The sequence below is a fragment of the Gammaproteobacteria bacterium genome (assembly GCA_019748175.1).
Taxonomy (GTDB): Bacteria; Pseudomonadota; Gammaproteobacteria; order JAIEPX01; family JAIEPX01; genus JAIEPX01.
Map to the genome: position 1 here is coordinate 1 of JAIEPX010000022.1, position 24,163 is coordinate 24,163.

A 24,163-nucleotide genomic window follows, 5' to 3' on the forward strand; every position below is an offset into this window, starting at 1 on the left:
GCTTGACTCGGGCTTCATACTCGATGTATTCCGGAAATAACTGTCGCATGACTTGCTCTTCAAAATGCATGCGATAGAGTTGAAAACCCAATTGAAACAATACGATAGATAAGGCTGTTAAAAAAGAATATTCGATGGCAAGACCAATGATTGCAATTTCTTCACCTAAATAAACAGGGTGACGAACGAGTGCGTAAGGCCCATTGGTCACAAGCTTGCGAGCTTCGGGCATGACACTGAATGAACGCCCTAACCACATTAAAGAATACACTGCAAAGCTAATGCCAACGATCATTAACGTCAGTGAAATGAGCTGAAAGAACCAGGGCATAGGCTGAAGAGGCAGCCTAAGTAGCGCAATACCAAGAAAAGCGCCTAAAAATGCGACCATTCTCGGTAGAAAACCTTGCGTCCCTGCACTAGCGGGTGATCTCACGATAACCAATATTATCAGCATGGCTGCAAATAGCAGGCCTAAACACTTGGTAAAGAGAGACGTGAAAATCAGAACATCGAAATTACCGAAATCAAGGGTTTGAAATTCCGCTGCGATTTGAGGAAATTGTTCAATACACCGTAATCCGTACCAGATAATCAATGGTGACCCTGCAAGTAGGTCATACAATTTGCTGGGAGCATTCGAAGTTTGGCTGTGTAGTGTACTCATTCGTTTATTGTAGCAGGTCTTAGGGTGTCAAAGCGCAATTTGACGATTTCATCAATCAACATATTTCATCAAACCTAGACATTTCACGAAAACATGATGGATATTTGAATTTGGCATCAAAAACTTATGAAATCGTCAAATTGAGCTTTGACACCCTAACAGGTTATACTCCGCTACACTGCTCCGGTGGCGCAACTGGATAGCGCAATCCCCTCCTAAGGGATAGGTTACAGGTTCAAGTCCTGTCCGGGGCAAAATTATTTATAGTCAGACATTAAGGATTTTTATGAGCAACTCTACTACTCGATCAGAACAAGATAGCATGGGAACCATTGAAGTCTCTAACGACCGACTTTGGGGTGCTCAAACTGAACGTTCTTTACATCATTTTGCGATTGGTGATGATGTAATGCCTAGACCATTAATTCGAGCTTTTGGAATAGTCAAAAAAGCATCTGCCTTAACCAATTTTGAATTAGGTAAACTTGATAAAACAAAAACTGATTTAATTTGCGAAGCGGCAGATGAAGTTATTTCGGGAAAATTAGATGATCATTTCCCCTTGCGAATTTGGCAAACAGGAAGTGGTACTCAAACCAATATGAACGTTAATGAAGTGATTAGTAATCGCGCGATTGAATTAGCCGGTGGTGTGATTGGAAGTAAAAAACCAATTCATCCTAACGATGATGTGAATATGTCTCAATCATCAAATGATACTTTCCCCACTGCGATGCACATTGCAGCGAGCGAACAAATTACTCATCATTTAGTACCTGCACTGATTGCTTTACGTCACGCATTTGTAAAAAAACAAGAAGAATTTAATGATATTGTGAAAATAGGTCGCACGCATTTGCAAGATGCTGTGCCTCTGACTTTAGGTCAGGAATTTTCAGGTTATATCGCACAAATAGATGGCGCTTTGCACAATATCACTTATGTATTATTAGGTTTACGAGAATTAGCATTAGGTGGTACCGCAGTAGGAACAGGATTAAATACTCATCCGCAATTTGCAGTGAAAGTGGCAAAACATATTGCAGAATTAACCGGCATAGAATTTATCACAGCACACAATAAATTTGCTGCATTAGCAGCGCACGATCCTATTGTGATGGCAAGTGGCGCATTAAAAACGTTAGCGTGTGCGCTGATGAAAATCGCGAATGATATTCGTTGGTTAGCGTCGGGACCTCGATGTGGATTAGGTGAGCTCACATTGCCTGAAAATGAACCGGGTTCTTCGATCATGCCTGGAAAAGTCAACCCAACACAATGTGAAGCGTTGACAATGGTGTGTGTGCAAGTGATGGGAAATGATGCAGCAATTACATTTGCAGGTTCGCAGGGAAATTTTGAATTGAACGTTTTTAAACCGGTGATGATTCATAATCTATTGCACTCAATAAGATTGTTAGGCGATTCATGCAACTCGTTTCGTGAATTTGCCATTGAAGGTTTAGAAGCCAATCGAGAAACCATTGCCAATGATGTTGCTCAATCATTGATGCTTGTTACCGCATTAAATCCTGTAATCGGATATGACAAAGCAGCTGCTATCGCTAAAAAAGCCTATAAAGAAGGGACAGATTTGAAAACGGCGTGTCTTGCGTTGGGATATTTAAGTGCTGCAGAATTTGATAAAGCCGTAGATCCTGCAGCGATGGTAAAGCCATCTTAACAGCAAATAGGCACCTTTTAAGTTCACAGTATTACTGTGAATCGGGCTCGCTTTTTCGTGTTGTAATTACCTTGACTTCTGGCTGCTGGACGAGGATACTGACGCCATTTATTACAGCACTAGAAACGAGTCCACTATGAAAATCAAAAAAGTGTTAAGCAATAAACAAGAGTACGCCGCTTTTATTGCGACGAATTTCAAATCATTTAATTTGAATACAGACCTGTGCGATCCGAGTAATTTAGAATTAAATGCAGACCAATTATTTCAGTTAATGGAAGAAGTCCAAAAGCGTGTTCCTGAGATTCTATCCGATCTTCCTGATCTTCCTTATATTGATATTAGTATTCAGTCTTCTATTGAAGAAAGTGTTAGCATCTATCTTTATTCACCGTATACTTCGAATGCAATAATTGGTTTTAGCACGAAATTGAATTCAACCAAAATTAATCTAGAATGCGTATTTGAGAGGTTAGATGTCAGAAAAAAATCCATTACACCTGATATTCAAAATGACGAATTTCAACCTTATCTGCCAGGCACTATTGTTATTCTACTCGTTGATGATGATAAAGTAGTTCGCACTACGTTGAATCGCGTGCTCAAACAGTGTAACGAGAACCTCACAATTATTGAAAAGCACAATGGAAAAGAAGCTTTGGAATACATTCAGTCTGGATCTCAATGTGATTTAATGTTGATGGACATGCAGATGCCAGTGATGAGAGGTGATGTTGCAAGCAAATTGATACGAAATTTTGAATGCGCAAATAATAAAATTAATGTACCGATTATTTTCATGACAGCAGGTTCTATGGTAAAAGAACACTTAGCGAGATCAGGAATCAATTTAGCACTCAAAAAACCATTTAGCGTGTCTACTGTTTATGAGGCACTAAGACGTGTTAAATCCATTGCATCATTGATACCAGCACAAAAAATTAATGCCGTAGCAAATTCTGATGAGATCTTTACAATATCAATTCCTACTGAACAAGAAGACTTGTTTGTGATGATTCCAAACGTTACAAACACACCTACTGAACAACTCAATTGTATTAGTACTGATGAAGATACTTTTGTGTTCGAATCAAAGCCGGAGATGTCAAAGAATGCAGAAAACAATGAATTGGGAGCCCAAGAAAAAGAAGAAGTCGAAGTAGATGAAGAGTCAGGTTCTAGGCTTACACCATAAGTAGCATCTTAAATTAATGATTCTCAACGCGAAATTTCACAGCATTTTTCCATTTTTCAAGAAAATAAGCTAAAATTAATCTACGGATATTGTCTGTCTTAGGAATTTGATAAGGAGTGTCAGCGTGTCAGCCCAAAATATCACCCAGAAGATAATCTCAAGCCATTTGCTTGAAGGTGAAATGATTCCAGGAAAGGAAATTGCCTTAAAAATTGACCAAACCCTGACCCAAGATGCCACAGGTACTCTTGTGATGCTCGAATTAGAGGCCATGGGGTTAGACCGTGTAAAAACGGAATTGTCGGCTCAATACGTAGACCATAACCTCATTCAAGAAGATTTCAAAAATGGCGACGACCATTTGTTCTTACAATCAGCCTGTCAACGGTTCGGAGTCTGGTTTAGTCGACCTGGTAATGGAGTTAGTCACCCGGTTCATATGCAACACTTTGGTAAGCCTGGTAAAACCTTGTTAGGCTCAGACAGCCATACCTGCGCTGCCGGTTCTTTGGGGATGCTGGCTATGGGTGCGGGTGGGCTAGAAGTTGCCATGGCGATGGCTGGACACCCCTTTTACGTTAAAATGCCTAAAGTCTTTGGGGTTAAGTTGATTGGTGAGCTACCTGACTGGGTCAGCGCTAAAGACATTATTCTGGAGTTGTTAAGACGGCACTCAGTGAAAGGTGGCATTGGCAGCGTGATTGAATATTATGGCCCTGGATTAAAGCAACTGAATGCGATGGATAGGCATGTTATTGCCAATATGGGCGCAGAATTAGGGGCTACTGGAACCCTCTTTCCTGCGGATGAAGCCGTTCGTGAGTTCCTCCGCGATCAAGGTCGTGAAGCCGATTATATCGAGTTATTAGCCGATGAAGGTGCTCAATACGATCGTGAAGAAACCATTGATTTATCGACTTTAGAGCCCCTTATCGCGAAGCCTTCCAGTCCAGATAAAGTTGTACAGGTCCGTGAAATTGCCGGTGAACCAATTTACCAAGCCTATATTGGCTCATCAGCAAATCCAGGGTTCCGCGATTTTGCAGTCTCAGCCATGATGGTGAGAGATAAGACCGTTCATCCTGCTGTCTCTTTCGACATAAATCCGGCATCACGGAATTCTTTGGAAGAAATGGTTGAAAATGGGGTTCTAAGTGATTTGATTCACTCAGGAGCCCGAATTCATCAAGCTGGGTGTAATGGGTGCATTGGTATGGGTCAAGCCCCTGCAACCGGTAGAAACAGTTTAAGAACAGGGCCTCGGAATTTCCCAGGCCGGTCGGGTACTCTTGAGGATAGCGTTTTCTTATGTAGTCCGGAAACTGCCACAGCTTCGGCCATTACTGGAAAAATTACTGATCCACGTGATCTTGGCATCCCCTACCCTCGAATAAGCAAGCCAAAACGTACTGTGATCAATACTGCCATGCTTCAAGAACCTGTTAAGCAAGAACACGCTCTCAAAGTGCAATTAATTAAAGGGCCTAATATTGCTTCGATTCCAGTATTAACGAAGCTTCCGCAACGCCTTGAACTGCCCATTATTTTGAAAGTGGGTGACAACATTACCACCGACGAAATTATGCCCGCTGGCGCTCGAGTGCTTCCGTATAGAAGTAATATTCCAAAGATCAGTGAATTTGTTTTTGATGTCGTTGATCCCACCTACCCTACTCGCGCTCAAAGTATTCACAAAAATGGCGGACACATTATTGTGGGCGGTGAAAATTACGGTCAAGGATCGAGTCGTGAACACGCTGCGCTTGCACCACGCTATTTAGGTTTGCATGCCGTTATCACAAAAAGTTTTGCACGAATTCACTGGCAAAATTTAATTAACTTCGGAATTTTACCGCTCACCTTTACTAATCCCGACGACTATCATCGTCTGCAATTAAACGATGTTTTAGTGTTAGAAGATATTCATTCCACTATTAAAAAAGGCAAAACCCTCACCGCAACTATTTTAGGTAGTAATTCCACTATCACTCTCGAGCATGCTCTCTCTCCTCGGCAAATTGAAATATTAATTGAAGGTGGATTAATTAATTGGGTAAAAAATAAGTAGACTTGGAGTAAACAATGAGTGCTAATCGATATTTTGTTTATGAGTTATATGACACTACTAATAGCATGAAGATAACATTGTGGAAAAAACAAGATCAAACTGATTATGCTAATAAATACGAATTTAGTACTTATGATGAGGCTTATAAATATATAGACAAAATAAGAATACCTGTAGCTCATTATGCTATTGTTGTTATTGAAGATGATAAGATGAGTGATATCAAATTCATAAAGTGAGTTCTCCTCATTAACCTGGTCGTTTTCAAGATTACTGAGACATATCCCAGCAATTCGATAGATTAGGTAGAGGTTAATATTGTCATGTTTATTTTATCTATGGCATCCAGATGGGACAATACTTTGGATTTGAATCGCTATCAATACTGTTGAATTCACCACAGCGATTTTTATCTGAGCCAGTTGGTAGATCCCAGTGACCAGAGTTAGGCACGTCCAGTTTGGCATTGACGGTTTTAGATAATGATACATATACACTGGAAGAATCTGAACCTGTAACAAGATAGAGATAGACATGCTAGACATATATAGATAGGAAGGCGATTGTGCTGATGAAATGCATAATAGGGGGGATCTTCTATATTGCATTTTTAACGGCGCATCTAATTACATTACAACTTCAAAAGATGCTATATAAAAAAGCCTGAGAAGTCATGGCTCTTTCTGAAAAAACACGTTATTGCTTGATCATATTATACGTGAGAAAATGTTTGTAAGTACGGGATCCACTGTAGCCTAAACTTACAGATACACTTGAACACAATTCAGTGAGTATTATAGCATCTAACGAGTTGTCTATTTTTGGCATAAGGTAAATGCTAAACCGATATACTCCAAGGATAGAAAGAGTGTACTTTATAGAGTTGGCCTCGGATAATTTTTAACCTGATTAAAGGTATGCTCATGACCGAAATTGTCATTTATACAGCTAAGGATGGCCATATAGAGCTTGACGTCAACCTTGCTGATGAAACAGTTTGGCTTTCCTTGACACAAATTGTGCAGCTATTTGGCCGTGATAAGTCAGTTATCTCACGACATTTGAATAAGATTTTTAAACTTAATGAATTAGACCGTGATTCAGTTGTTGCAAAATTTGCAACAACTGCCATAGATGGTAAAACCTATCAAGTCGATTATTACAACCTAGATGTCATCTTATCCGTAGGATATAGGGTTAACTCTAAGGAAGGTGTTCAGTTTAGGAAATGGGCAAGCCAGGTACTGAAAGAGCACATAATTCGAGGCTATACGACCTACGACAAGCGTTTATCTGAACGAGGGGTACGCGAATTGCAGCAAACTGTCGAGTTGCTACAAAAGACATTAGTACATCATAATTTAGTCAATGATCTTGGCCAGGAAGCGATCCAACTTATATTGGCTTATACCAAGACCTGGGATTTATTGCTAGCGTATGATGAAGGTGACCTGAAATTACCTGAACAAGCTAAACCAACAAACCCCAGGTTAAGTTATGAACTAGCATTAACGGCCATTGAATCCTTGAAAACCGATTTAGCTAGCCGTAATGATGCAACGGCCTTCTTTGGGAAAGAACATGATCGCGGGCTTGATAGTATTTTGAATAATCTTGAGCAAACATTCGGAGGTACGCCACTCTATAAAACACCTGAGGAAAAAGCAGCTCATCTACTATATTTTGTTATTAAGGATCATCCTTTTACTGATGGTAATAAGCGCATTGGTTGTTTTATGTTTTTACTTTATCTCAAATCACAATGCACGCCAATAAAACTTAATGAAAATGGTTTAGTTGCATTAGCCTTATTGGTCGCCGAGAGTGATCCCAGTCAAAAAGACATGATTGTACGGTTAATTATTAATTTATTGATAGATTGAATTATGTAAAAAGGAAATTTATGAATAATTTGATAGATACCAATAAATATTGGTATGTCTATGTAATTTTATGTGAGGAACGGATTTTATTCTCTGGAATCACTACCAATGTTGATCGTAGATTGAAGGAGCAATTTTCTGGTGATAAGCACGCTTCTAAGCTACTCTTAAAAGTTAAGCCTTTAATGCCTATTAAAATAATTAAGTGCAAAAATAAGAAAACAGCAATTCTGAAGAGCGGACGAATCAATAAGTTAGAGGGTGAACAAAGAGAAGACTTTATTCTCAGATCTTGTTTAAAAAAAACGAAGCCTCTAAAAGTACAAGCGGTATCAAAAGATAAGTTTGAAATAACTTGTAATGAATGTAGTTATATCTCAACATTGTTATGTGAACAAAGAAAATTAGAAATTGAATTAATGAAATTCAAGTGTATCCATGAAACCATTAAAGAAAAAATAAACACTTTATTTGAGCAAGCGATATTAGGCGCAATCTGCTTTAACAATGGTCGCTTTATGTTTGAGGGTAAAAGGGAGGATAAAGCCAGGGGTTTTTTACTAGCTTTTAGCGAAAGAGGGCATCAAAAGCGAACTATGACAGCATATCTTATTCTTGATGAGATATCGTTTAAGAATAGTTACCTACTTCTATCTTCAATACTAGAAGAAAGTTATTATCTAATAAGGAAAGTCGCTAACGAATATTCCAACTACAGACTTCATGAAAAATATACCCGCTTTACATTTACTAAAACTTATAATTCTATAATGCAAGATGCGAGTGGTAAAATACGCTTTGTAAAAATTGCTCAATTTATTCAGCTAATTGCAAACGTTTTGAAACATTCGGGCGGAATAATAATCAACAAAGATTCTGGCAAAGATTTAATAACTTATTTTAAATTTAAAGAAGATCTGGATATTGTTTCTGGAAAAAGCATTATCAACATTTATGGAATACAGATTGGAGATATTATCGGAGTAATTGAAAAACTATACGTGTTTATTTTTGACTTTATCGCATTTATATTTGGATTTAAAAAATTTAGAATAAAGCTAACTGATAATCAAAGCATCCAGGAAAAAATAGTCAATTATGATATCAGGGAAGCATTTCAGGATTTTCTGAAGACTGTTGAACAAGACGGGTCGGTTTTATTTGTCGATTTATAGTAAGCATAAAAATAATTAGGTGTTGAATTAGCGCAATAAAAATCTTCGCTACTCATTACGACTCAATGTTTTCTAAATCTACTGGGTCACCAACAATAAGATTTTTTATGGGTTTAAGATTCTTTAGTTTATGAGGTTTATCCAATGCAACAATGCGCAAATGTTTGCCATGACGTTCAATGTCAACATGAATGCCTGTTGATAGCACTTCATCAAGTATGCCATAAACATTATTTCGGAATTGAGTAGCTGTAATCATAGTAAATATCTCTTCACTTAGCTTAAGTGTACAAAATATGCAACAGAAATGCGCGTATATTATGACTCATTTCGCCACCTTTTGAAAGGCATTAACGCTCAGGCTGTCTTGTTTCAACGTTTCGAGTGCACTGCATAATAATAATGACGACAACATCAAAAATATTAGGACAATAATTAGGGCATGTCCCTCTGCTCTCTTATTGGATTTCATGGATTGAGCCTACTTTTATTCGAAATTTCCACTGATGATGATTTTCTAGAAATACTAAATGATCCAAGATCGACGAAGGATGAAAGCGAAGTTTAAATTCCAACGCTTCGATTGTTGACCAGTCTTGAATTTCTGATGCCGGTCTGCATGATTGAATAGGTTTTTTGCTGCAAAAAGCGAGTGAAAAAGAGTGTAGATCGCTAACAAGCACTTCTTTTCTTTTGTTTCCGTGTTGGATAGAGAGTGAAATTCCTTTTTTGCTTTCGGATTGATGAATGTAAAAACGCACGGGAATAATAGTGAAATTATGTTCATCTGAAGAACAAATACGAAAATGTAATTGAAGATCTTTTAGACCTGAAACAGGTACAAGAGGATTATCTTGATTGAGTAATCCACCGCAATCCTGTGCAGGCAAAATTGCTGAATGCAAAATTTCACGTAAAAAACAAACTAAAAATCGAACTTGAGCTTGCTCTTCAGAGAGCAAGCGTTGTGCGTTATGACATTTTGAGATTAACAAAAATCCTTCCATTGTACCTAGTGAGATAACAACACTTAAAGCCATTGAGATTAACCACTGCGCTAACATAATGATTTAGATTTGCCATTCAGCCGCTGACATTGTCTTTATTATCATAAGTGTCTGGTTATAAAATCTTTTTTCAATTTGCAGGTAGTTGCTCATAATATTGAGATGAGTCACTGCAATCATCAACGAGAGTCCTAAACTGACAAGAATTTCTGTCATACATTACTCCTAGAAATCTGTTTTAGAGGTATCGGTGATGATCTCTCAATATGCACTTGAGAAAAGTCTCGTAGTACTACGAATAGAATTAGATAAAAGAGTTTGATAGATAAAAGTCAGGTTTGGGATACAAAGAACCCAAACCCGACTTACAAGCAGATTATGATTGACTCAAAAGTTGATTAACACGTTTCACGTACGTACCAGGATCTTCTAATTGACCACCTTCAGCCAGTAACGCTGAGTCAAAAATCACGTGAGTCCATCGTGAAAAAGTTTCATCATCTTGTTCACTTTTAAGACGAACTATAAACGGATGTTTTGGATTCACTTCAAGTATAGGCTTTGAATCCATATAATTTTGCCCTGCTGCTTTCAACATTCGTTGTAAGTGGGCGCTCATTTCGTTTTCATCACTGACTAAACACGCTGGTGAATCAGTCAAACGATGAGTGATCCGTATCTCTTTAACCTTAGTTTCACCTAATGCATCTTTCATTTGTTTGAGCACGCTATCGAAATCTTTTTCGACTTCCTTTTCAGCTTCTTTTTCTTCTTCACTGGCTCCAATATCGACATCGCCTTTGCTGACTGATTGAAGTTTTTTTCCATCAAATTCACTAAGATGAGCGACTAACCATTCATCAACTCTATCCATTAAGAATAAGACTTCGATACCTTTCTTACGGAATATTTCGAGATGCGGGCTATTTTTGCACGCATTAAATGTTTCTGCTGTAACGTAATAAATTTTATCTTGGTCAGGTTTCATACGACTAACATAATCAGTCATTGAAACAGCCTGATCGGGAGTATCGTTGTGAGTCGAAGCAAACCGGAATAATTTAGCGACTTTCTCTCGATTTTCGTAATCTTCAGCAGGCGCTTCTTTAAGCACATTACCAAATTGCGTCCAGAATTCCTTATATTTCTCTGGTTCATTCGTTGCAATCGTTTCCAATAGATCCAAGACACGTTTAGTGCACGCTGTTTTGATTTGATCGATCACCTTATCGCTTTGCAATAATTCACGTGATACGTTTAAAGGTAAATCATTGGAATCCACGATACCACGTACAAAACGTAAATAGCTCGGCAGCAAATGTTCTGCATCATCCATAATAAATACACGTTGCACATATAATTTGAGACCATGTCTGGATTCTCGATTGAATAGATCAAAGGGTGCTCTCGTAGGAATAAATAAAAGACTGGTGTAATCAAGACGTCCTTCTACTTTATTATGAGCCCACGCTAATGGTTCAGCAAAATCGTGCGAGATATGGCTGTACAATTCTTTGTACTGCTCATCAGTAATTTGCGATTTAGGTAAGGTCCAAAGCGCTTTTGCTTGGTTGACGACTTCTTCTTCAATACGTTTTTCAGGTTTGTCACCTTCTTTGTCATCATCAGAAGCTACTTCAACTTCTCGATCCATTACGATAGGTAATAATATATGATCAGAATATTTTTTGATGATGTTTCTCAATCTAAATCCGTCTAAGAATTCATCTTCATCTTTTTTGAGATGCAATACGATTTCAGTACCACGCTGGGGACGATTGATATATTCCATTGTGAATGTACCCTGTCCATCGGATTCCCAACGTACACCTTGGTCAAGCGCTAAACCGGCACGGCGTGTTAATACAGTTACCTTGTCCGCAACCACGAATGCAGAATAAAATCCCACGCCAAATTGACCGATCATTTGTCGATCTTTGGCTTGATCTTTTGTGAGATTGTTCAAGAATTCTCGTGTACCCGATTTTGCGATTGTACCAATATTGGCAATAAGCTCATCGTGGTTCATACCAATTCCGTTATCTCGGATAGTGATTGTTCGTGCATTTTTGTCAAAGCTTACCCAAACTTTCAGATCAGTATCACTTTCCAGTAATGCAGGATCGGCAATAGATTCGAATCGAAGTTTATCGGCAGCATCTGATGCGTTTGAGATTAATTCTCGTAAAAATATTTCTTTATTGCTGTAAAGCGCATGCGTCACTAAATGAAGTAATTGTTTCACTTCGGCTTGAAAACTCATAGTTTCCATCGGGCTTATCTCCTCAATATGATTAATACCATAGGCTGCGCATCATGAGCACTGCCATCTGTGCTTGGTAAATATGGGCAGAAAGATTAATTTCAAGGCTAGATTAGGAAGAGGGATTCCTGCCGCAGCAGGAACCCCGTATTCTCGGCATTGTCTCATCTTCGCGAGCGGTCCTTTTCGCGATGAGGGGTTTTAAGGGAGATGCTGTCTTAGTCTTTGAGCAACTCTTCATTGATGCCATTTTCAACTAACATTTCTCGCAACTTTCGCATGGCTTCAAACTGAATTTGTCGAACTCGTTCACGTGTGAGATGAATATTTTTCCCAACTTCCTCAAGAGTTTCACGCTCATAGCCTCTTAAACCGAAACGACGGGAAATCACTTCACGCTGTCTTTCAGTCAAATAGTTTAAGAGTTTATCAAGCTTATTAGATAAATCTGCGCTCAGTAATTGATTCTCGGGATCATGATTTTCCTCATCAGCCATGAGTTCCACAAGCGATTTATCGCCCTCACTCACAGGAACATCGATCGATGAAACGTCCCGTTGCAAATCCATAATGCGACGAATATCGTCTAAAGGTTTATCAACCATAGTAGCGATTTCATCGGAAGTAGGCTCATGATCTAACTTCTGAGTCAGTGATCGAGCTGCGCGTAAATAGGTATTAAGTTCCTTCACAATATGAATAGGCAAACGAATGGTACGACCCTGATTCATGATAGCTCGTTCAACAGTTTGACGAATCCACCATGTTGCATAGGTCGAAAAACGGAATCCTCGTTCTGGATCGTATTTTTCAACGGCATGCATTAATCCTAAATTACCCTCTTCAATCAAATCTAAAAAAGCCAAACCACGACCTAAATAGCGGCGCGCAATTTTAACGACTAATCGAAGATTGGCTTCGATCATTCGCGCACGTGCTTTTTTATTGCCTCGTTTGATCTGACGAGCCAATTTGATTTCTTCCTCATGATTTAACAAATTGGCAAAACCAATTTCATTGAGGTAAATTTGAGTTGGATCAAGACCGGCGTATGACGTCTCAGCTTTTTCAGGAACTTCCTGAGCATCAAAAGAAGAATCTTCAGGTGATACAGAATCGGCGTCAATGATTAAATCTGTGTCTATTTCTGATTCAATTTTAAAGTCCCTATCAGACAATTGCATATCCATAATTTTCCCATCCTTGGTAAATTTAACTTTCTTCGGCATTACTGCCTCCTTGCAGTCAACAGTGCTCGGTTGAAAAAATCCTTTTCTCTAACGCAAGTACTGTATTGGGTTAATGGGCTTGCCATCTCGGCGAATCTCAAAGTGCAACATCACTTTACCTGATGGTGCTCGCCCCATTAAGGCGATCTCTTGACCCGCTTTGACCTGTGCACCTTCGGAAACCATCAACTCACTATTATGAGCATAAGCACTTAAATAACTTGCATTATGCTTAATAATGATGAGGTTACCGTAACCTCTTAAACCAGATCCGCTATAAACAACGGTTCCTGATTCGCTGGCTTTGACAGGCTGGCCATACTGACCAGTAATATCAAGTCCTTTATTACCCAGCTGACCTTCGGAAAACTGTCCAATTATCTTTCCTTGGGTCGGCCACGAAAAGAAGTGTACAGATTTTTTTGTAAAAATCAAGTCTTTTTTTGTATGTTGTTCGTTTATTTCATTAACTGGGCTTCCAGAGTCATAAATTTTGGTCGTTTTTTGTGAATTTATTCCAATTGCTGAAAGTGCTGGAATCCGCGTGGTGCCTGGCGTTGGCAGTTGCAAAGTATCTTTCGTTTCATTGTTGAGATTTAAATTGTTAGGCATTGATTTAATTGATGATTTTTTTTCGTATTGAGGAGGAGATAACGTTGCAAGTTGAGGGGCGTCAATTTCAAAAGAATGATTTTTTGATGACTTTCTAGAATACTGTGAAAGTGAGTGAGGTTTTTCCAATTTTGCAAACTTCTGCGCTGGTAATTTAACACGTAGAACCTGTCCTGTCCTAAGTGAATACGGTGCATTTAAGCGATTTATTGTGGCTAGCTGCCGATAATCAAGATTAGATGCCCAAGCAATTGAATATAGGGTATCTCCTTTTTGGACCCGATAATGATCAGTGTTAATTGTTTCTATTTGCGAGTAGTTTACAACTGGCGCTTCATCTTCTGAAGTTGCACAACTATTTAGAGAAAGCACTAGAAATAAACTTGATAATATTCTGATTTTAAACATAATTATTTCCATAAATATTAATTCTAGCCAGACATAACACCACGAAATCATCATCATGTACTGAAATTAGAGTTATCGTAAAATGAAGTATAAGCTAACGCCAATGATAATCACACTCCACCCAGCGATATCAACATAACGTCGTAGAACAGTATCCATTCGTGGTCCACCCCACCGCATTAATGCAGCCACTAAAAAGAATCGCGCACTTCGGCCAATGATTGAGGCGATGACAAAAGGCAAAAGTGCCATTTGCAGGGCGCCAGCTGCCACGGTAAAGAGCTTATAGGGTATCGGTGTGAATGCAGCAATAAACATGGCACAAAATCCCCAATCGTGAAACCAAAGCTGGGCAGTATGATAAGCCTGCTCATACCCTACTTTCACAATAATCGGATAAATAAGTTCGAAACAGAAAAATCCAATTACATAACCGAATAAGCCACCTAATGTTGACATGACAGCTGTGATGCCTGCGTAACGCCAGGCCATGTGAGGTTTCGATAACGACATGGGTGCCAACATTAGATCAGGGGGTAATGGAAAAAATGAGGCCTCTGCAAAACTGAGTCCTGATAAATAATAGACGGCATGACGATGAGTAGACCAATGCATGACTCGATCATAAATTTTTGAAAATAATTTCATTGGCTTGGCTCCTTCCTCAGCTTAAACAGAATCTTTATTCTTTATAAATTTACTGACCCACTTCGATACTTGGTCAAACGCTTGATAATGAGTCAAATCAATTTTAAGGGGGGTGATAGAGACTTTTTTATGCATCACTGCATGAAAATCGGTACCCGGTCCGTCATCACGTACAGGTCCAGCAGGGCCTACCCAGTAAACTTCTTTACCGCGTGGATCACGCGCTCGAATAATGGGTTCTGCCGCATGTCGGGATCCCAATCGCGTGACTTCATATCCTTGCAGTTCTTCGTAAGGGATATCAGGAACATTCACATTCAAGATGGTATCATTAGGCAAAGGGTCGGAAAGAACATTTTGTACCAAGGTTTTAGCTACTCGGCCCGCTGTTTCGTAATGGCGGCAATGATCTCCATACAAGGATATCGCAATTGCAGGCAATCCTAAGAAACGTCCTTCGATGGCTGCTGCCACGGTTCCTGAATAAAGAATATCATCACCTAAATTAGAACCTTCATTAATGCCAGATACGACCATCGATGGAAGCTCATCCAATAAGCCTGTAATTGCCAGATGCACGCAATCTGTGGGTGTTCCTTCAACACTCACTGATCCATTTTCGATGGTTTTGATTCGAATCGGGGAATCTAGGGTTAAAGAATTACTGGCTCCACTACGATTTCGGTCAGGGGCAACAACAATAATGGCAGACAGCTCGCGTATATGATCTGCTAAAACAGATAAACCCTTGGCGTAAACACCATCGTCATTACTTAATAAGATTTTCATAAGGACCCTTTTATAGACAAATGTGAAATAGTGTAAACAATTTACGATTAGGTTGAGGGTAATGTCAATGAACACTTGTATCTAAGAGTGATTCACGTTTACCATTAATGTATGGGGAATTAATAATGGAAAAGAGTATCACATTCAAGTGGGAACTTAACAAGATTGCGGTCTCTTCAATCTAAGCGAATATAAAGGAGTCATTATGAAAAAAAGTCGCCCTTCATCTCCAAGGGGTACCAAAGGTGCCGGATTGCAGAGTGCACCATTATCAGAACTTCTCTCTATTATTCCTAATTTATTACCCTTGTTACCTAATGATCAAATAGATAATGACGCACAAAGTGCTGAAATGGCTTCATTGTGGAATTTCGATTTTAGAGATAAAAAAATTAAGAAATTAGACCACACTAAAAAAGAGGCTAAACCAACTACTCTGACCCTTTATGGTGATAAGAAATTTTCAGATTTATTCAGGCTTGGTAGTTTTGTTTATGCAGTAAAAGACCCTATTGCAGGGTTATCTCATTTCGGCGATTTATTATTTGCCATGATGAACCCTATTCGATTATTTGAAGGTCGCAATGCTATTCTCGAATCACCGCGAGGCAAAGAACAAATAAAAGAAATCAATAAGAGGGCATTAGCTAAAGCAAGCAATTTACTGGAGATTGGTGGCTTAGACTATATGAAAGCGTGTTTTGAATTTGCACGTGATCAAGCAGAGGGGCAAATACCTATTTTAATCGTGCTCGGGGAACAACTTGAGGAAAGAGATGTCAATTGTGAGCCTTACAATTGTCGTGGTTTTGCCACTATATGTGATAAAGAAAACAATGTGCATCAATACACGACAAATCAAACGGCGGCTAAAAGCGGTGTATTCGCTGATATAGATATCTATCATATCAATATGAAGGCATTTGAAAATGCTCAAATCGATTCAGCAGACATTGAAAAACTTTACGAAATTTATAAACGTTCTTTTGGAAATCACTCTCCAAGACCATTATTGATACATTGTACCGACGGAATGGATCGTTCTGGTGGCCTGGCTTTAGCATTTCAATTATTTCACAACTGGGGGCGAATTTTTACTAGCTTGAATGCTTCTGAAATTGTCGAGAATATCATTCGAGAGCATGAGGCAATGCAACAGCAAAGAGGTCCGAGTTTTTGTACAGCCGCAGCCAAACGAATTCATGGTGCTGTGCTCCTCGCTGGTATCATGAAAGCTGTGCAAAAAGCGAAAGAACTCATAGTGCGGAATGATCATCTTGATCCAGCATTAAACGGTAAAGATTATTTGCAACAGCTTTATATTTTGGAAGAAATGAACAATGAAGAAGAATCCGAATTATTTAAAATCCTAAAAGAGCGCCAGGCTCTTGAAAAACTGTACTTTGAGGAATTCTCACCAGAAATAAATCATCCACAGATAGATATGTTCATAATTGATTCAATTTTTAATGGTGATTTTCTTTCTGTTAAGGATAGAGAAAAAGAGGATTTAGATCAAAGATTTCTCTATTTAAAAATGAATTATAAGAATCAAGGCTTTGATCACAACGCGCTTAAAAGTTTAGTCAGCTTAAAATGCGATGTTGAGCTTTATGCTGTTACCCGAAAAATTAATTCTAATTTATCGTTGCTAGAAGAATCAGAAGATAAACATAGTCTTTTAGAAAAAACAGCTAAAATTAACTCATCAGAAGATAATAAGCATCTCAAACTCAAGAGAAAAAAAGTATTATATCAAGAGATACACGTAACAAAACTCTATTCTAGTATAGATACTATGATCCCAGAATTTTCCGATGGAACCATTGATTCTCTGGTGCACGATTACTATTCACTCAAAAAGACACTAACACAAAATTTTAAAGAAGCTCAGATCATGGAGCCGAATGTAAAAAAAATAGAGAATCTCGTTCGAAAATTAGATGAGATTCAAAAGAAATTGGGCGAATTGAAAAATCGTGACAAAGAACTATCGTATGTTGCTGAAAAAACGAGAGCCGGAAGTCTTCGACTTGAAACGTCTCCACGATCTAGAAGAGGGTCACTGTTTGCTTTAAAACTGGTTCAGACTACAGATGCTCCTCAAGATGATACCCCACCTTCGACATCTCCAAGATCAAAACTCAGTAGCTTGCTATCCGTATCTCCTAAAGGCTCACGACGTGGTTCACGAGTGGTGCAATCGTCAGAACAAGCAGAAAAGGAACCTAGTCCTGATGAAGCTACAGCACACGAACCTCCTCTCACGCAAAGTGGTAATTTAAGTGCAAGCGTTTCTCGATTTTTTAAACAACTATCTCCTCGCGGCTCTCGCAGAGCATCAACACTTGTGAATTCATCACAAGATGAACTTACCTCGTCCTCAACCAGAGTTCCGCCTCCAGATTTCTCACCTGCACCGGTTGTTGAGACTGAAGAATTTCAGCAGGCACTCACTAATCTTGCAGAGGCGCAAAACAAACAAGCAGTTTCACCGCGCGCAGAAAGAAAATTTTCGCTATCACCCCGAGGCAGTAGAAAACGGGAACCTTCTGCAGAACACAGGAGAAAAAGCCTAGCTGCAGATACAGATATAGGGGATCAAATATCGGCTGATTTGGCTGAGCTTGGCTTTTAAACCAGCATCTCCACGTTAAGAATTTTGGATATTTTGTACCAGTACGACGGCATGAGCAGCCATGGCCTCGCCTTTTCCAATTTCACCCACGCCATCATGGGTAGTAAATTTTATGCTGATATTTTCAATGCTGGTATTTAATACTGCAGAAATATTCGATCGCATTTTTTCTCGATACGGAGCCAGTTTTGGTGCTTGCGCAATTAACGTGACATCAATATTTTCAATTTGAACATTTTTTTCCAACAATAGTTGAAAAATAAATTTCAACAATTCTAAACTTGAAACACCTTTGTAACGAGGATCTGTATCAGGGAAGTGAGACCCTAAATCTCCGAGTGCAAGAGTGCCTAATAATGCATCTCCAATTGCATGAAGTACGACATCAGCATCAGAATGCCCTAAAAGCCCACGTTCGAAAGGAATTTCAACTCCACCTAAAATTAATGCGCGGTCTTCAACTAAACGATGAATGTCATAGCCAATTCCAATACGTGTCATTGAATGTCTTCCTTGCTTATTTTTTCATGAATAGTTCCAGAAGGAGATAATATTATTTTCATCATCTCATAATCTTCTAGAGTCGTTATTTTAAAATTATCACTCCGTCCCAATACCATGAGTGGTTGATGTCCGTAATGAGCAATCGCTGAGGATTCATCTGTCACGGCAAAGTTTTCACTCAAACAATTTTGATGGCTAGAAACTAACAGACCATAGCGAAACATCTGTGGAGCGAATGCTCGCCAAAGTCCTTCTCGCGGAACATTACTTTCAATAATATTGTTTTGATTCACTCGTTTCAAACTATCAAACGACGGTGTTCCTAAAAGACCGCCTACAGGATGATCTCCAACAGCTTCAATTAATTGCTGTAAGTCTTCTAGACTGAAATTTGGTCGCGCTGCATCGTGAACGATTACCCAGTCATCGTCGCTTGCTTGATTAGATAGTGAATGTAAGCCAGATAAAACTGATTCGTAGCGAATAGCACCGCCCACTGTTGTGGTAATTTTAGGATGTGCTGAAATTTTTAACTGAGAAAACCAACGATCATCTTTTGCGAGTACCACGACAATTCGTTCAATTTTAGGAGAGAGTAAAAAGGGTTCGAGTGACCATTCTAAAAGTGTTCGATTGGCAATGGATAAATATTGCTTGGGCAGCTCGGTACCCATTCTCTGTCCTACACCGGCCGCCGCGATAATACAAAAGTAACGATGTTTTTGATATGCCATTAATGTAGGTCCTCGAGGCAAAAGGTGGCATGTCTAAATTAATTGATATGGTTAAAGCTTTAAGTAATCAATTAATTTAGACTTGACCCTTTCCTTAATCAATCACCTGATAAAATACTTCGTCTTCTTTAATCATACCCAGTACTGTACGAGCATGTTCTTCTATGGCTTCCCCGCCTTCGCGCAAATCATCAACTTCCGCAGCCAATACTGCATTGCGTTTAGCAAGCCCGCCATTTTGATCATCAGCGGATGCAATTTGTCGTTTAATTTCAAACAGTTGGCACAAACCACTAGGGCCTAACCATAGTTGATATTGCATGCTAACAAGCAGTACAAATAGTGCGACTGATAGCGCCTTTGAAGTCGAATTCAACACTTAACAATCCCTGTTATTTTTCAAAAGGATGATAATTATGAATCCAAAATAAATTCACGTCAACTAAAATCGAATAAATAAGAAAGCACCTCTTGTTTAACACTGAATAATGAGAAAAAGTTGAGACGTTAGACAGCACTTCTCGAATGTTTAGAGAATACAGAATTTCCCGCATACTCAGAAGAATCTTGAAAAGCCTCTTCGATTCTAAGCAATTGATTGTACTTAGCAATACGGTCTGTTCGACTAAGTGAGCCCGCTTTGATCTGTCCAGCATTCGTTGCTACGGCCAAATCAGCAATCGTCACATCTTCAGTTTCACCCGAACGATGTGATATAACTGTTTGATAATTATTAGATTTTGCAAGCATTACTGTTCGTAACGTTTCAGTCAAAGTACCGATTTGATTTAATTTGATCAGAATCGCATTGCCTAGAGAACGATCGATTCCTTGCTGTAAAATTTTCGGGTTTGTCACAAAAATATCATCACCCACTAATTGAATTTGATCCCCTAAACGTTCGGTCAACAACTCCCAACCAGTCCAGTCATTTTCAGCCATTCCGTCTTCAATACTAATAATCGGATATTGACGCACCCAGGCATCCAAATAATCTACGAAATTCTGTGAAGTTAAGGTTAATTGTTCCGAACGTACGTGATAATGTCCATCTCGGTAAAATTCAGAGCTGGCAACATCTAAGGCTAAGGATAGATCAGAACCTGCACTAAAACCGGCTCGCTCAATGGCAGCCAAAATAAACTCAATGGCTGATGCGTTAGAAGGCAAAAGCGGCGCAAAGCCACCTTCATCACCCACTGAGGTGGCCAAACCGCGTTGTTTAAGATCCGATTTTAAAACATGAAATACTTCTGTGCCCCAACGTAGCGCTTCTTTGAAACTAGGCGCACCATGAGGAACAATCATAAACTCTTGAATATCAACATTATTATCCGCGTGAGCACCGCCATTGATGACATTCATTAAGGGAACAGGCAGTCTCATCGGTGCATTGCCACCCAAATAAGCATACAAGGGCAAATCTTCTGCAGCAGCGGCTGCGTGAGCCACTGCGAGCGAAACTGCTAGAATTGAATTCGCACCTAAACGCTCTTTATTTTCAGTACCATCGAGATTGATCAGTAATTGATCAATACGTTCTTGATCACTAACATCCGCACCCAGCAAAGCTTCTTGAATTTCAAAATTGATATGATTAATGGCAGTAATGACACCCTTACCGCTATAGCGTTTCGCATCACCGTCACGAAGTTCAAGCGCTTCTTTAGAGCCCGTTGAAGCCCCTGAGGGAACACTCGCTCGAGCAGAAATGCCGGTCGTTAGTTCTACCTGGCATTCAACGGTAGGGTTTCCACGTGAATCAAGAATTTCACGTCCGTGCACTTTACGAATAACTGCGGTCATAATGTCCTGCTCTCCTATACGACTTCTAACATCGGGGATTTCTTCACGATGTGATCAATTTCAAGTAATGAACTCAGCAAATCTTCCATTTTGGCTAAAGGCCAAGAATTGGGGCCATCACTCAGGGCTTTATCGGGATCAGGATGTGTTTCCATGAACAGCCCTGAAATACCCACAGCAACCGCAGCTCTAGCTAGAATAGGAATAAATTCGCGTTGACCACCTGTGGAAGAACCCTGCCCTCCCGGTAACTGCACGGAATGCGTCGCGTCAAAAACGACAGGACATTGAGTATCTCGCATTATCACCAATGAACGCATGTCTGAGACTAAATTGTTATAACCAAAACACGCGCCTCGTTCACACACCATTAATTGGTCATTACCCGTTGCACGCATCTTCTCGACGACATTTTTCATATCCCACGGCGCTAAAAACTGCCCTTTCTTGATATTCACTGGCAAGCCTTGCTTCGCTACGCGCTGCATAAAATTGGTTTGCCTACATAAAAAAGCCGGTGTTTGAAGTATATCAACTACCGAAGAAACTTCTTCCAACGGAGTATCTTCATGAACGTCCGTGATTACTGGCACATTAAAAGTTGATTTGACTTTGGATAATATCGCCAAGCCCTGCTCGATTCCTACGCCTCGGTAGCTAGTATGTGACGTCCTGTTAGCTTTGTCGAAAGAAGCTTTAAAGATGAAGGGAATGTGTAATTTTTTGCTGAGCTCTACCAATGTTCCCGCCGTATCCATGATCAGTTGCTCACTTTCAATAACACACGGTCCAGCAATAAGAAAAAATGGCTTATTTAAGCCAACATCAAAACTTAAAAGTTTCATAGTCGTTCCGATTACACAGTTGAAGTGGAGGCAGTGTAACAAATTGAGACTAGTCATGCACCTCTCACATGTCGGGGCCTGACTCCTTCATTCAAGTCATCGCCAACGCTGCGCTCGCGTTGACAGAGAAAAAGAGTCAGGCCCCGACATGTCCTGGATAACCACGCTACAAGTTATTGAGGTTAATAGGAGCAAGCAATAACGAAGTGGCAAAACCACTCACTCAGGTTTCCATTTAACCTCTGGAGCGAATAGGTATCAGGATGATAGCGGGATGGGCCATGGATGGCCCATTGAGCGAAAGAGGTTAAATGGAAACCTGAGTGAGTGGAGCATCCTGTGGCATCTCTTAATATGCTGTGTTTTTGTTTAACTTCATTGATGTAGCTTGCTGTGTTTTGCACGCATTCACAAAGCTGATAAAAAGTGGATGTCCATCGCGTGGATTCGAGGTAAATTCAGGGTGAAATTGCACACCAATAAACCAAGGATGATCAGCCAATTCAATTGTTTCTACCAATCCATCTTCCAGAGATTTTCCTGAAATCACTAATCCAGCTTTTTCAAGTTGGGGAACATATTTCGCATTCACTTCATAGCGGTGACGATGACGTTCTGCAATTTGAGTTTTTCCATAAATTTTTGCCATTAAAGAATTGGGTTGGAGTGTGCAAGGTTGAGCGCCTAAACGCATAGTCCCACCTTTTGAACTTGATTCTAGTCGGCGTTCTTTAACGCCACCTTCACTCCACTCCGTGACTAACGCAACAACAGGATTAGGTGTATCGGATACAAATTCTGTGCTATTGGCATCGGGCAAATTCAATTTATGACGAGCATATTCAATGATGGCAATTTGCAAACCTAAACAGATCCCTAGATACGGAATTTTATTTTCGCGAGCATAATTGACGGCGAGTAATTTACCTTCAATACCTCTATTTCCAAAACCACCCGGTACTAAAATGCCATCAACATTTTTCAGCCAATAATCAGCCCCCTGCTTTTCAATTTGTTCGGCATCGACATAAATCAGATTCGCTTTGGTTTTTGTATGAATTCCCGCATGAATTATTGCTTCAATTAAGGATTTATACGAATCAGTCAGTTCAGTGTATTTACCCACCATGGCAATAGTCACAGAACTTTCAGGATTTTTATGGGCATCTACCACGCGATCCCAATCACTGAGATCTATCGGACCAGCCTTTATACCTAATTTTTTCACGACAAGATCACCCACACCTTGTGCTTGTAGCATCTTAGGAATTTCGTAAATGGAGTGAACATCAACTAAAGAAATCACGGCTCTTTCTTCAACATTTGTAAATAATGCGATTTTTCTGCGCTCATTCGCTGGAAGCGGACGTTCTGATCTGCAAAATAAGAAATCAGGTTGAATACCAATAGAACGTAATTCTTTAACAGAATGCTGCGTGGGTTTTGTTTTCATTTCACCAGCTGTGGGAATATAAGGTACCAACGTTAAATGCAAATACAGCGTATTTTCTACACCTAATTCCACGCGCATTTGACGAATGGCCTCGAGAAACGGCAGTGATTCAATGTCACCGACTGTGCCGCCAATTTCCACTAAAGCCACATCGTAGCTATCAGCACCTTCCAGAATTTTTCGCTTAATTTCATCAGTAATATGAGGAATAACTTGAATCGTTGCACCGAGATAATCGCCACGACGTTCTCGTTCAATCACATTTAGATAAACGCGACCGGTCGTGAAATTATTGGCTTGAGTCATTTTAGTGCGAACGAATCGTTCATAATGCCCAAGATCGAGATCGGTCTCAGCCCCGTCATCTGTCACAAACACTTCACCGTGTTGGAATGGGCTCATAGTCCCAGGATCAACATTTATATAGGGATCGAGTTTGATGAGAGTGACTCTTAAACCTTGAGCTTCAAGGAGAGCACCTAATGAGGCAGAAGTCAGGCCTTTACCTAAAGACGAAACAACACCACCCGTAACGAATATGAACTTTGTCATTGA

General features: G+C 39.6%; 22 protein-coding genes and 1 tRNA gene. 8 read left to right on the top strand and 15 right to left on the bottom strand.

The window, feature by feature from the left end:
- Nucleotides 1-667: isoprenylcysteine carboxylmethyltransferase family protein (locus K2X50_09210; GenBank protein MBX9587423.1), on the bottom strand; the 667-nt coding region annotated here is incomplete at its 3' end.
- A 180-nt stretch (nucleotides 668-847) separates the two neighbouring features.
- On the opposite strand from K2X50_09210, the gene K2X50_09215 reads away from it, so the two are divergent.
- The 7 genes from K2X50_09215 (at nucleotide 848) to K2X50_09245 (ending at nucleotide 8,672) form a co-directional block, all read left to right on the top strand.
- Nucleotides 848-921: transfer RNA gene (locus K2X50_09215), tRNA-Arg, on the top strand.
- Nucleotides 922-953: 32 nt separating this feature from the next.
- On the top strand, nucleotides 954-2,351 hold the full coding sequence (gene fumC / locus K2X50_09220) for a class II fumarate hydratase (protein ID MBX9587424.1): 1,398 nt from the start codon (nucleotides 954-956) through the stop codon (nucleotides 2,349-2,351).
- Nucleotides 2,352-2,487: 136 nt separating this feature from the next.
- The gene (locus K2X50_09225) at nucleotides 2,488-3,546 is read left to right on the top strand and encodes a response regulator (GenBank protein ID MBX9587425.1); all 1,059 of its coding nucleotides are present in this window, start codon (nucleotides 2,488-2,490) and stop codon (nucleotides 3,544-3,546) included.
- A 124-nt stretch (nucleotides 3,547-3,670) separates the two neighbouring features.
- Nucleotides 3,671-5,614 carry an aconitate hydratase gene (locus K2X50_09230; protein MBX9587426.1) on the top strand — a complete coding sequence of 648 codons (1,944 nt, stop codon included), beginning with the start codon at nucleotides 3,671-3,673 and terminating at the stop codon, nucleotides 5,612-5,614.
- A 14-nt stretch (nucleotides 5,615-5,628) separates the two neighbouring features.
- On the top strand, nucleotides 5,629-5,853 hold the full coding sequence (locus K2X50_09235; GenBank protein ID MBX9587427.1) for a hypothetical protein: 225 nt from the start codon (nucleotides 5,629-5,631) through the stop codon (nucleotides 5,851-5,853).
- Nucleotides 5,854-6,537: 684 nt separating this feature from the next.
- Nucleotides 6,538-7,497, top strand: coding sequence for a virulence RhuM family protein (locus K2X50_09240; GenBank protein MBX9587428.1), 960 nt, complete (start codon nucleotides 6,538-6,540; stop codon nucleotides 7,495-7,497).
- Between the two features lie 20 nt (nucleotides 7,498-7,517).
- The gene (locus K2X50_09245) at nucleotides 7,518-8,672 is read left to right on the top strand and encodes a GIY-YIG nuclease family protein (protein ID MBX9587429.1); all 1,155 of its coding nucleotides are present in this window, start codon (nucleotides 7,518-7,520) and stop codon (nucleotides 8,670-8,672) included.
- A gap of 55 nt (nucleotides 8,673-8,727) precedes the next feature.
- Here the strand turns inward: K2X50_09245 and K2X50_09250 are convergent, their stop codons facing one another.
- The 8 genes from K2X50_09250 to surE form a co-directional block, all read right to left on the bottom strand.
- The gene (locus tag K2X50_09250) at nucleotides 8,728-8,931 is read right to left on the bottom strand and encodes a type II toxin-antitoxin system Phd/YefM family antitoxin (GenBank protein MBX9587430.1); all 204 of its coding nucleotides are present in this window, start codon (nucleotides 8,929-8,931) and stop codon (nucleotides 8,728-8,730) included.
- Between the two features lie 199 nt (nucleotides 8,932-9,130).
- Complete coding sequence (locus K2X50_09255) at nucleotides 9,131-9,712, bottom strand: hypothetical protein (GenBank protein MBX9587431.1); 582 nt, start codon at nucleotides 9,710-9,712, stop codon at nucleotides 9,131-9,133.
- Nucleotides 9,713-9,742: 30 nt separating this feature from the next.
- Nucleotides 9,743-9,895 (bottom strand): hypothetical protein, encoded by a 153-nt coding sequence (locus K2X50_09260; GenBank protein ID MBX9587432.1) that lies wholly within the window; start codon nucleotides 9,893-9,895, stop codon nucleotides 9,743-9,745.
- A 160-nt stretch (nucleotides 9,896-10,055) separates the two neighbouring features.
- Complete coding sequence (gene htpG, locus K2X50_09265; protein MBX9587433.1) at nucleotides 10,056-11,951, bottom strand: molecular chaperone HtpG; 1,896 nt, start codon at nucleotides 11,949-11,951, stop codon at nucleotides 10,056-10,058.
- A 209-nt stretch (nucleotides 11,952-12,160) separates the two neighbouring features.
- Nucleotides 12,161-13,126 carry an RNA polymerase sigma factor RpoS gene (rpoS, locus tag K2X50_09270; GenBank protein ID MBX9587434.1) on the bottom strand — a complete coding sequence of 322 codons (966 nt, stop codon included), beginning with the start codon at nucleotides 13,124-13,126 and terminating at the stop codon, nucleotides 12,161-12,163.
- 93 nt (nucleotides 13,127-13,219) lie between these two features.
- Entirely contained in the window at nucleotides 13,220-14,191 is a 972-nt protein-coding gene (locus K2X50_09275) for a peptidoglycan DD-metalloendopeptidase family protein (GenBank protein ID MBX9587435.1), read from the bottom strand.
- A 72-nt stretch (nucleotides 14,192-14,263) separates the two neighbouring features.
- On the bottom strand, nucleotides 14,264-14,839 hold the full coding sequence (locus K2X50_09280) for a DedA family protein (GenBank protein ID MBX9587436.1): 576 nt from the start codon (nucleotides 14,837-14,839) through the stop codon (nucleotides 14,264-14,266).
- Between the two features lie 21 nt (nucleotides 14,840-14,860).
- Nucleotides 14,861-15,628, bottom strand: a complete 768-nt coding sequence (surE, locus tag K2X50_09285) for a 5'/3'-nucleotidase SurE (protein MBX9587437.1) — start codon at nucleotides 15,626-15,628, stop codon at nucleotides 14,861-14,863.
- Between the two features lie 205 nt (nucleotides 15,629-15,833).
- On the opposite strand from surE, the gene K2X50_09290 reads away from it, so the two are divergent.
- Nucleotides 15,834-18,266, top strand: a complete 2,433-nt coding sequence (locus K2X50_09290) for a hypothetical protein (GenBank protein ID MBX9587438.1) — start codon at nucleotides 15,834-15,836, stop codon at nucleotides 18,264-18,266.
- A 15-nt stretch (nucleotides 18,267-18,281) separates the two neighbouring features.
- On the opposite strand, the gene ispF is transcribed toward K2X50_09290, so the two are convergent.
- The 6 genes from ispF to K2X50_09320 all read right to left on the bottom strand — a co-directional run bounded on the left by ispF (nucleotide 18,282) and on the right by K2X50_09320 (nucleotide 24,160).
- Nucleotides 18,282-18,767 carry a 2-C-methyl-D-erythritol 2,4-cyclodiphosphate synthase gene (ispF, locus tag K2X50_09295; protein MBX9587439.1) on the bottom strand — a complete coding sequence of 162 codons (486 nt, stop codon included), beginning with the start codon at nucleotides 18,765-18,767 and terminating at the stop codon, nucleotides 18,282-18,284.
- Nucleotides 18,764-19,504 (bottom strand): 2-C-methyl-D-erythritol 4-phosphate cytidylyltransferase, encoded by a 741-nt coding sequence (gene ispD / locus K2X50_09300; GenBank protein MBX9587440.1) that lies wholly within the window; start codon nucleotides 19,502-19,504, stop codon nucleotides 18,764-18,766. The genes ispF and ispD overlap by 4 nt, the downstream gene beginning before the upstream one ends.
- Nucleotides 19,505-19,598: 94 nt before the next feature.
- Nucleotides 19,599-19,883, bottom strand: a complete 285-nt coding sequence (gene ftsB / locus K2X50_09305; protein ID MBX9587441.1) for a cell division protein FtsB — start codon at nucleotides 19,881-19,883, stop codon at nucleotides 19,599-19,601.
- 128 nt (nucleotides 19,884-20,011) lie between these two features.
- On the bottom strand, nucleotides 20,012-21,310 hold the full coding sequence (gene eno / locus K2X50_09310; GenBank protein ID MBX9587442.1) for a phosphopyruvate hydratase: 1,299 nt from the start codon (nucleotides 21,308-21,310) through the stop codon (nucleotides 20,012-20,014).
- Nucleotides 21,311-21,324: 14 nt separating this feature from the next.
- Complete coding sequence (kdsA, locus tag K2X50_09315) at nucleotides 21,325-22,155, bottom strand: 3-deoxy-8-phosphooctulonate synthase (protein ID MBX9587443.1); 831 nt, start codon at nucleotides 22,153-22,155, stop codon at nucleotides 21,325-21,327.
- A gap of 349 nt (nucleotides 22,156-22,504) precedes the next feature.
- On the bottom strand, nucleotides 22,505-24,160 hold the full coding sequence (locus K2X50_09320; GenBank protein ID MBX9587444.1) for a CTP synthase: 1,656 nt from the start codon (nucleotides 24,158-24,160) through the stop codon (nucleotides 22,505-22,507).
- Nucleotides 24,161-24,163 lie beyond the last annotated feature (3 nt).

Coding starts and splice junctions, on each gene's coding strand:
- K2X50_09290 (MBX9587438.1), top strand. CDS start 15,834: ATGAAAAAAAGTCGCCCTTCATCTCCAAGGGGTACCAAAGGTGCCGGA.
- ispD (MBX9587440.1), bottom strand. CDS start 19,504: ATGGCATATCAAAAACATCGTTACTTTTGTATTATCGCGGCGGCCGGT.
- rpoS (MBX9587434.1), bottom strand. CDS start 13,126: ATGCAATTGTCTGATAGGGACTTTAAAATTGAATCAGAAATAGACACA.
- eno (MBX9587442.1), bottom strand. CDS start 21,310: ATGACCGCAGTTATTCGTAAAGTGCACGGACGTGAAATTCTTGATTCA.
- K2X50_09225 (MBX9587425.1), top strand. CDS start 2,488: ATGAAAATCAAAAAAGTGTTAAGCAATAAACAAGAGTACGCCGCTTTT.
- ispF (MBX9587439.1), bottom strand. CDS start 18,767: ATGACACGTATTGGAATTGGCTATGACATTCATCGTTTAGTTGAAGAC.
- htpG (MBX9587433.1), bottom strand. CDS start 11,951: ATGGAAACTATGAGTTTTCAAGCCGAAGTGAAACAATTACTTCATTTA.
- fumC (MBX9587424.1), top strand. CDS start 954: ATGAGCAACTCTACTACTCGATCAGAACAAGATAGCATGGGAACCATT.
- surE (MBX9587437.1), bottom strand. CDS start 15,628: ATGAAAATCTTATTAAGTAATGACGATGGTGTTTACGCCAAGGGTTTA.
- K2X50_09280 (MBX9587436.1), bottom strand. CDS start 14,839: ATGAAATTATTTTCAAAAATTTATGATCGAGTCATGCATTGGTCTACT.
- K2X50_09250 (MBX9587430.1), bottom strand. CDS start 8,931: ATGATTACAGCTACTCAATTCCGAAATAATGTTTATGGCATACTTGAT.
- K2X50_09240 (MBX9587428.1), top strand. CDS start 6,538: ATGACCGAAATTGTCATTTATACAGCTAAGGATGGCCATATAGAGCTT.
- K2X50_09255 (MBX9587431.1), bottom strand. CDS start 9,712: ATGGCTTTAAGTGTTGTTATCTCACTAGGTACAATGGAAGGATTTTTG.
- K2X50_09275 (MBX9587435.1), bottom strand. CDS start 14,191: ATGTTTAAAATCAGAATATTATCAAGTTTATTTCTAGTGCTTTCTCTA.
- K2X50_09320 (MBX9587444.1), bottom strand. CDS start 24,160: ATGACAAAGTTCATATTCGTTACGGGTGGTGTTGTTTCGTCTTTAGGT.
- K2X50_09235 (MBX9587427.1), top strand. CDS start 5,629: ATGAGTGCTAATCGATATTTTGTTTATGAGTTATATGACACTACTAAT.
- K2X50_09260 (MBX9587432.1), bottom strand. CDS start 9,895: ATGACAGAAATTCTTGTCAGTTTAGGACTCTCGTTGATGATTGCAGTG.
- K2X50_09245 (MBX9587429.1), top strand. CDS start 7,518: ATGAATAATTTGATAGATACCAATAAATATTGGTATGTCTATGTAATT.
- kdsA (MBX9587443.1), bottom strand. CDS start 22,155: ATGAAACTTTTAAGTTTTGATGTTGGCTTAAATAAGCCATTTTTTCTT.